At 66.3% G+C, this 6,684-nt stretch carries 8 protein-coding genes; 5 read left to right on the top strand and 3 right to left on the bottom strand.

Annotated features, from left to right (window positions below; translation table 11 throughout):
• The coding region (gene htpG / locus AC1D12_RS20595; protein WP_477842520.1) for a molecular chaperone HtpG at positions 1–1,372 on the top strand (1,372 nt) is incomplete at its 5' end.
• 10 nt (positions 1,373–1,382) lie between these two features.
• On the opposite strand, the gene AC1D12_RS20590 is transcribed toward htpG, so the two are convergent.
• The 3 genes from AC1D12_RS20590 to AC1D12_RS20580 all read right to left on the bottom strand — a co-directional run bounded on the left by AC1D12_RS20590 (position 1,383) and on the right by AC1D12_RS20580 (position 4,149).
• Entirely contained in the window at positions 1,383–2,417 is a 1,035-nt protein-coding gene (locus tag AC1D12_RS20590) for a serine/threonine protein kinase (RefSeq protein WP_477842519.1), read from the bottom strand.
• A 42-nt stretch (positions 2,418–2,459) separates the two neighbouring features.
• Positions 2,460–3,278 (bottom strand): DUF2726 domain-containing protein, encoded by an 819-nt coding sequence (locus AC1D12_RS20585; protein WP_477827985.1) that lies wholly within the window; start codon positions 3,276–3,278, stop codon positions 2,460–2,462.
• Between the two features lie 160 nt (positions 3,279–3,438).
• Positions 3,439–4,149 (bottom strand): GNAT family N-acetyltransferase, encoded by a 711-nt coding sequence (locus AC1D12_RS20580; RefSeq protein ID WP_047506378.1) that lies wholly within the window; start codon positions 4,147–4,149, stop codon positions 3,439–3,441.
• Between the two features lie 268 nt (positions 4,150–4,417).
• On the opposite strand from AC1D12_RS20580, the gene rplM reads away from it, so the two are divergent.
• The 4 genes from rplM to AC1D12_RS20560 all read left to right on the top strand — a co-directional run bounded on the left by rplM (position 4,418) and on the right by AC1D12_RS20560 (position 6,642).
• Positions 4,418–4,846: a 50S ribosomal protein L13 gene (gene rplM / locus AC1D12_RS20575; protein WP_047506380.1), complete on the top strand. Its 429-nt coding sequence runs from the start codon at positions 4,418–4,420 to the stop codon at positions 4,844–4,846.
• Positions 4,847–4,855: 9 nt separating this feature from the next.
• On the top strand, positions 4,856–5,248 hold the full coding sequence (gene rpsI, locus AC1D12_RS20570; RefSeq protein WP_047506382.1) for a 30S ribosomal protein S9: 393 nt from the start codon (positions 4,856–4,858) through the stop codon (positions 5,246–5,248).
• Between the two features lie 173 nt (positions 5,249–5,421).
• On the top strand, positions 5,422–6,132 hold the full coding sequence (locus AC1D12_RS20565; RefSeq protein ID WP_047506384.1) for a DUF6776 family protein: 711 nt from the start codon (positions 5,422–5,424) through the stop codon (positions 6,130–6,132).
• 81 nt (positions 6,133–6,213) lie between these two features.
• Positions 6,214–6,642 (top strand): bactofilin family protein, encoded by a 429-nt coding sequence (locus AC1D12_RS20560; RefSeq protein ID WP_047506386.1) that lies wholly within the window; start codon positions 6,214–6,216, stop codon positions 6,640–6,642.
• Positions 6,643–6,684 lie beyond the last annotated feature (42 nt).

Here is a 6,684-nt window from a genome sequence, read left to right as displayed (position 1 = left end):
GCGCGGTACCTCGGTGATCCTGCACCTGCGCGAGGGCGAGGAGGAGTTCCTCACCGCCTGGAAGCTGCGCTCGATCATCAGCAAGTACTCCGACCACATCTCGCTGCCGATCCTGATGCAGAAGGAGGAGTGGGATGCCGAGAAGCAGGAGCAGGTCGTCCACGACGAGTGGGCGCCGGTCAACAAGGYGGCGGCACTCTGGACGCGCAGCAAGAGCGACATCACGCCCGAGCAGTACACCGAGTTCTACAAGCAGATCAGCTACGACACCGAGGCGCCGCTCGCGTTCACGCACAACCGCGTCGAGGGCCGCAGCGAGTACACGCAGCTGCTGTACGTGCCGGCGAAGGCACCGTTCGACCTGTGGAACCGCGACAAGCGCGGCGGCGTGAAGCTCTACGTGAAGCGCGTCTTCATCATGGATGACGCCGAGGCGCTGATGCCGGTCTACCTGCGCTTCGTGAAGGGCGTGATCGACAGCGCCGACCTGCCGCTCAACGTCTCGCGCGAGCTGCTGCAGGAGAGTCGCGACGTGAAGGCGATCCGCGAGGGCTCGACCAAGCGCGTGCTGGGCATGCTGGAGTCGCTCGCCGACAGCGAGGACGCGGCAGAGCGCGCGAAGTACGCCGCCTTCTGGAAGGACTTCGGCGCGGTGCTGAAGGAGGGCGTCGGCGAGGACCATGCGAACCTGGAGCGCTTGACCAAGCTGCTGCGCTTCGCTTCGACGCAGGCCGACGAAGGCGTCTCGTTCGCCGACTACCTGGGCCGCCTGAAGGAGGGCCAGGACACGATCTACTACATCACGGCCGACAACCTGGCCGCGGCGAAGAGCAGCCCGCAGCTCGAGATCTTCCGCAAGAAGGGCATCGAGGTGCTGCTGCTGGTCGACCGCGTCGACGAGTGGATGCTGAGCCACCTGTACGAGGTCGAAGGCAAGTCGCTGCAGAGCGTCGCGAAGGGCTCGGTCGATCTCGGCAAGCTGCAGGACGAGGCCGAGAAGAAGCAGGCGGAAGAAGTCGCGACGGCGTTCCAGCCGGTGCTCGACCGCCTGAAGGAAGCGCTGAAGGACCGCGCGAAGGACGTGCGCGTGACGACGCGGCTGGTCGACTCGCCGGCCTGCCTGGTCGTCGAGGAGGGCGACATCAGCGGCCACCTCGCGCGGCTGCTGAAGCAGTCCGGCCAGAGCGCGCCGAAGACGAACCCGGTGCTCGAAGTGAACGCCGAGCACGCGCTGGTGAAGCGGCTCGAATCGAGCCCGCAGTTCGACGAGCTCGCGAACATCCTGTTCGACCAGGCGGTGCTGGCCGAGGGCGGGCAGCTCGAGGACCCTGCCGCGTATGTGCGCCGCGTCACGGCGCTGCTGACCGCCTGATCCGGCGCGCTCAGTAGGCGGGGCCGCCGAACGCCGGCGGCTCCCGCAGCGTCGCGATCTGCTCGCGCAGGCGCACCGCCTGGTCCGTCCAGTAGACCGGCGCACCGAACCACGGGAACGCGATCGGGAAGGCCGGGTCGTTCCAGCGGCGTGCGAGCCAGGCGCTGTAGTGGATCATCCGCAGCGTGCGGAAGGCTTCGATCAGCCGCAGCTCGCGCCAGTCGAACTCCATGAAGTCCTCGTAGCCGGTCAGCAGCGCATGCAGCTGGCGGGTCGCGACGCTGCGCTCGCCCGACAGCAGCATCCACAGGTCCTGCACCGCCGGGCCGGACAAGGCATCGTCGAGGTCGACGAAGTGCGGGCCGGCCTCGGTCCACAGCACGTTGCCGGCGTGGCAGTCGCCATGCAGGCGGATCGTGCGGGTGCTGCCGACGGCGTCGAAGCAGGCGGCAATCTCGGCCAGCGCATCGCGCGCCGCGCGCTCCCAGCCGGGCTTCGCATCGGGCGGGATGATGTCGCCGGCGAGCAGCCAGTCGAGCGGGCCTGAGCCGTAGGTCGCGATGTCGAGGGTGAGTCGGTGCTCGAAACGCGATGTCGCGCCGACCATGTGCATGCGGCCGACGAAGCGGCCGATCCACTCCATCGTGGCTTCATCCTCCAGCTCGGGCGCGCGGCCCGAGCGGCGCTCGGTGATCGCGAAGCGGTGCGGGTCCGAGCCGCCGGTGAAGTGGCACAGCGTCGAGGTGACGCCGCTCTGCTCGCTGGTCAGCGACCAGGGGCTGACGATCGGGATCTCGGCCTCGGCGAGTTCGTTGGCGAACGCGTGCTCTTCGAGGATCTGCGCGTCGCTCCAGCGTCCGGGCCGGTAGAACTTCGCGACCACGACGCGCTTGTCTTCGAGGAAGACCTGGAAGACGCGGTTCTCGTAGGAGTTCAGCTGGATCAGCCGGCCGTCGCCGCGCAGGCCGACCGAATCGAGGGCGTCGAGGACGACTTCCGGCGTCAGGCCGGCGTAGGGGGTTTCAATCGGCGAGGCGGATGACATGCCCGCATCGTAAGCGGCAGCCGCGTTGTTGCCGCGAATCGTTCAGTGCCGCGTGCTCGACGCGTAGTGCGGCGGGTCGACGACGACACCGCCGACGTCGTCGCCCAAGGTGCTGTCGCCACCGGGGTTGGTGGTGGCGAAGGCGGGGCCCTGCCGCGGGGCGGCCTTGCCGTTGCGGTCGCCGAGCCCCGAGAACTCGCTGCTCGCGAACGCATCGAGCCGGCTGTCGGGCGAGAAGAAGGAGTCCTGGAACAGCGTCGAATCACTCCACAGCGCGGTGCGCTCGGCGCGCTTGGTCGCGACGGTGGTGGCCAGCGTGTCGCGCGCTTCGTGCAGCGTGTGCGTCGGCGCGGGCTGCGGTGCGCGTGACGCGGCCCCGCTGTGCGGCACCAGCAGCTGCAGTTCGGCGATCGACGGCAGGTGGTCGGTCGAGCAGCGCAGGTAGCGCACGCGGCAGGCGGCCAGCACCGATTGCTTGATCTGCTGCAGCCGGCGCGAACCGCCGCGCTCGACATCCAGGTCGATCGCGGCGAGCACGCGCCCGTTCGCGCTGCAGACCGCGAAGGTCACATGGTTGGAGCCGAGCAGGTCGAACCAGAAGCGGACTTCGGAGGGGTCGTTCGGCTGGCAGAAGCGCACCAGCGGCAGCTTCGACAGCACGATGTGGTGCGGCAGCGCCTCACGCAGCAGGCGATAGATGCGGCGCTCGTCGGTGCTGAAGACGGGGCGGGCAGTGAGTGACCACTCGGTGGGGAGCGGCTTCGGTTGGGGCGGCTTGCGACCGCGCCACAGCAGCACGAGGAGCGCGAGGGCCAGCAGCGTGGTGACTGCCAATGCGGCGATCCAGGGCAGGACTTGCATGATCAGGACACAGACTTGGATGGGGTCCATCGGACCGGGGCCGAAAGGCACCCGTCGAGCGACGAACCGAAGGCATCCTAGCGGTCGGCCTCAGCAGGCGCATCCCCCACATCGGGGCCGTACAGTTGTCAGATTGGTGTCTGAAAACGGATTTCGTCGCTTATTCCGAGGCGACGCGTCGTGTGCTGCTCACGTGGGCCTTCACTTCCGTGACGGTGTCGAGCAGGTCGCTCATGCGCTGTGCATGGCGCTTGAACTGGTAGTTCAGCTCGGCCGCATGGCGCTCCATCAGCTGGCCCATCTGCGATGCGAGGCTGTCGGGCGGCAGCTTCAGCCAGGCTTCCGACTCCGAACCGTCGCGCTCGACCAACGCACCGGCGCGGCGGGCGATCTTCAGCATCGCGGTGTTTTCGCTGAGCGCGTGGATGAACAGGCGGTCGCAGCCGCGGTTGCGCGCCTGCAGCACGGCGCGTTCGAACAGCCGTGCCCCGTAGCCGCGGCCGCGCGCATGGCCGGCCACGGAAACGCCGAACTCGGCCATCGCCGCGTCTTCGGGGTGGCTCACCGGCACGTAGGCCAGGTGGGCCAGCGCGATGAGTTCGAGGCGCCGGTTGAAGATGCCGAACAGCTCATCGCGCTCGAAGTTCAGCGACGCGACGTAGCGCTCGATCTGGGCATCCGTCGCCGGATAGCCGAATCGAAGATAGCGGTCACTTTCGTTAAGTGCCAGCAAGTGTGTAGAAATGCGCTCCCGATGACGCTCGGACATCGAGCGGATCGGCACCCAGCTGAAACGCGGCGCCTCCGGCGCTGAGCCGTGGTTCGACGCCAGTGGCGACGAACGTTCGGGGGTGGCGGTGGTACTGCTCATGGGATGACTCGGTAGAAACCCTAGTGTACCGGTTCAGGCATCCCCTTGCGAGCGGCGCCAACAAGGCGGCCCCTCTAGCCAGCGTTACCCTTGATCAGCTACACTCGAAGGCTTTTCCGCCGTGGCCCGGGGGGAATACGCAAGAGAAGCGCGCCTGAGAGGCTGCCTGAACAAGCAGCACCGATGGCCGTGAGATTTCAGCAATGAAATTTCAGCAGGGCCTTAACCTGCTGGCCGCATGTCGCGGCCGGCTCATTGAAAGAACCTCATGAAGACCTTCAGCGCCAAGCCGGCCGAAGTGACGCACGAGTGGTTTGTGATTGACGCCACCGACAAGGTGCTCGGACGTGTTGCCAGCGAAGTGGCACTCCGTTTGCGCGGCAAGCACAAGGCCATTTACACGCCTCACGTCGACACCGGAGATTTCATCGTCGTCGTCAACGCAGACAAGATCCGCGTCACGGGCAACAAGGCCACCGACAAGGTGTACTACCGTCACTCGGGCCACCCGGGCGGTATCCACGCCACGACCTTCAAGGACATGCAAGCCAAGCACCCCGGCCGCGCGCTGGAAAAGGCTGTCAAGGGCATGCTCCCCAAGGGACCGTTGGGTTACGCGATGGTGAAGAAGCTGAAGGTGTACGCCGGTGGTTCCCACCCGCACACCGCCCAGCAGCCCAAAGTGCTGGACATCTAAGGAGCGGCCATGATCGGAAATTGGAACTACGGAACCGGCCGCCGCAAGTCTTCGGTGGCTCGCGTCTTCATCAAGAAGGGCACTGGCCAGATCGTCGTCAACGGCAAGACCGTCGATGAGTATTTCGGTCGCCAGACCTCCATCATGGTGGTCAAGCAGCCTCTGGTGCTGACCTCCAACGATGGCGCGTTCGACGTCAAGGTCAACGTGCACGGTGGTGGCGAGTCGGGTCAAGCCGGTGCGGTGCGCCACGGCATCACCCGCGCCCTGATCGACTACGACGAGACGCTCAAGCCTGCCCTCAAGCACGCCGGCTTCGTGACGCGCGATGCGCGTGAAGTCGAACGGAAGAAGGTCGGCCTGCACGGCGCTCGCCGCAGGAAGCAGTTCAGCAAGCGCTGATCGACGCTCAGGCGTTGCAGGAAGGGGCCGCTTTCGAGCGGCCCTTTTGCTTTCCGCTCGCCGTTCCGGCAAGGTTTGGAAACAAGCATGCCGTGGGCCGCTTCTACAATCCCTAGCTCCAAGGAGCGCCGGGCTCCGCAGCACGAGCCCTTCACTTCCCCCTGTCCTGACCCATGCGCTGGAAACTGCTTCGTCGTCGCATGTCCATCAGCGCACCGCGCATGATCGTGCGCAGCCACCTGCCCTGGCCCTTGCGCTGGGTCATCGTGGCGCTGGTGTTCGGATTCTCCGCGGCCTTCGCCCTGTGGGCTTTCGAGTTCGGCAAGGACATCGCCGGGCTGGACCGTGATGCGAAGGCCGAGCTGGCGCAGCTGCGTGTCGAGGTCGCGCAGCTGCGCGCCGAACGCGAAGGCGCCCAGTCGATCGCCAACACCGCCGGCAGCCTGCTGCGCACCGAGAAGGTGGCGCAGGACAAGCTGGCCCAGCAGCTCAAGCAGCTCGAGTCCGAGAACATGGCGCTGAAGGCCGACCTCGGCTTCTTCGAGCGCCTGCTGCCGGCCGGTGCCGCCGAGGCGCTGACGGTGCGCGCACTGCAGGCTGAAGCCAAGGCGCCGGGACAACTTCGTTACCAATTGCTGGTGATGCAGGTGGGCAAGTCGGCCCCTGAATTCAACGGCCGCTACGACATCGTGCTGACCGGTCTGCTCGACGGCAAGCCGTGGTCCCTGTCGATGCCCAATGGCGGCTTGCCACTCGCCGTGAAGCAGTACCTTCGTCTCGAAGGAATGATCGATCACCCGCTGCAGGCCGTGGTAAAAACCGTCCAGGTCAAGGTCATTGACAGCCGCGGCACCGTCAGGGCGACGCAGATGCTCAAGCTCTGAAGCCAGCCTCCGAAGAAGCACTCAGCACAGAGCCGGCACAAGAGACGGCCCCCCTCGTTGGATCACGTTGGAGCAATCACCATGTTCGGCAAAACCAAGCAGCCCCCCATCCGCACCCTGATCGGCGAGGGCACCGTGATCACCGGCGAACTGCGCTTCGCCGACGGCCTGCGCATCGATGGCGAGGTGCAGGGCGACGTGATCGCCAGCAGCGAGGCGTACAGCATCCTCGTCATCAGCGAGAAAGCCAAGGTCATCGGCAAGGTCAAGGCTGGCCACGTGATCATCAACGGCACCGTGATCGGCCCGGTCCTGTCGGATCAGCTGCTCGAACTGCAGCCCAAGGCCAGCATCGTCGGCGATGTGCGCTACGAATCGCTTGAAATGCACCAGGGCGCCCGGATCGACGGCGAACTCCACCCCTTGAAGGCCGACGAGAAGGCCCCTTTGAAGCTGGCCACCGCGAACGCGGGGCCGGCGATCAATCCCACAACGGCACAAGCGGCGTGAGCTCGGCGGATAATCGGTCCGTTCGTCCCCCAAGGAATACCC

It is taken from the genome of Rhizobacter sp. P1_G5, assembly GCF_056405435.1.
The sequence above is the reverse complement of the archived record's forward strand: the minus strand, read 5'-3'. Positions and strand labels throughout refer to the sequence as shown.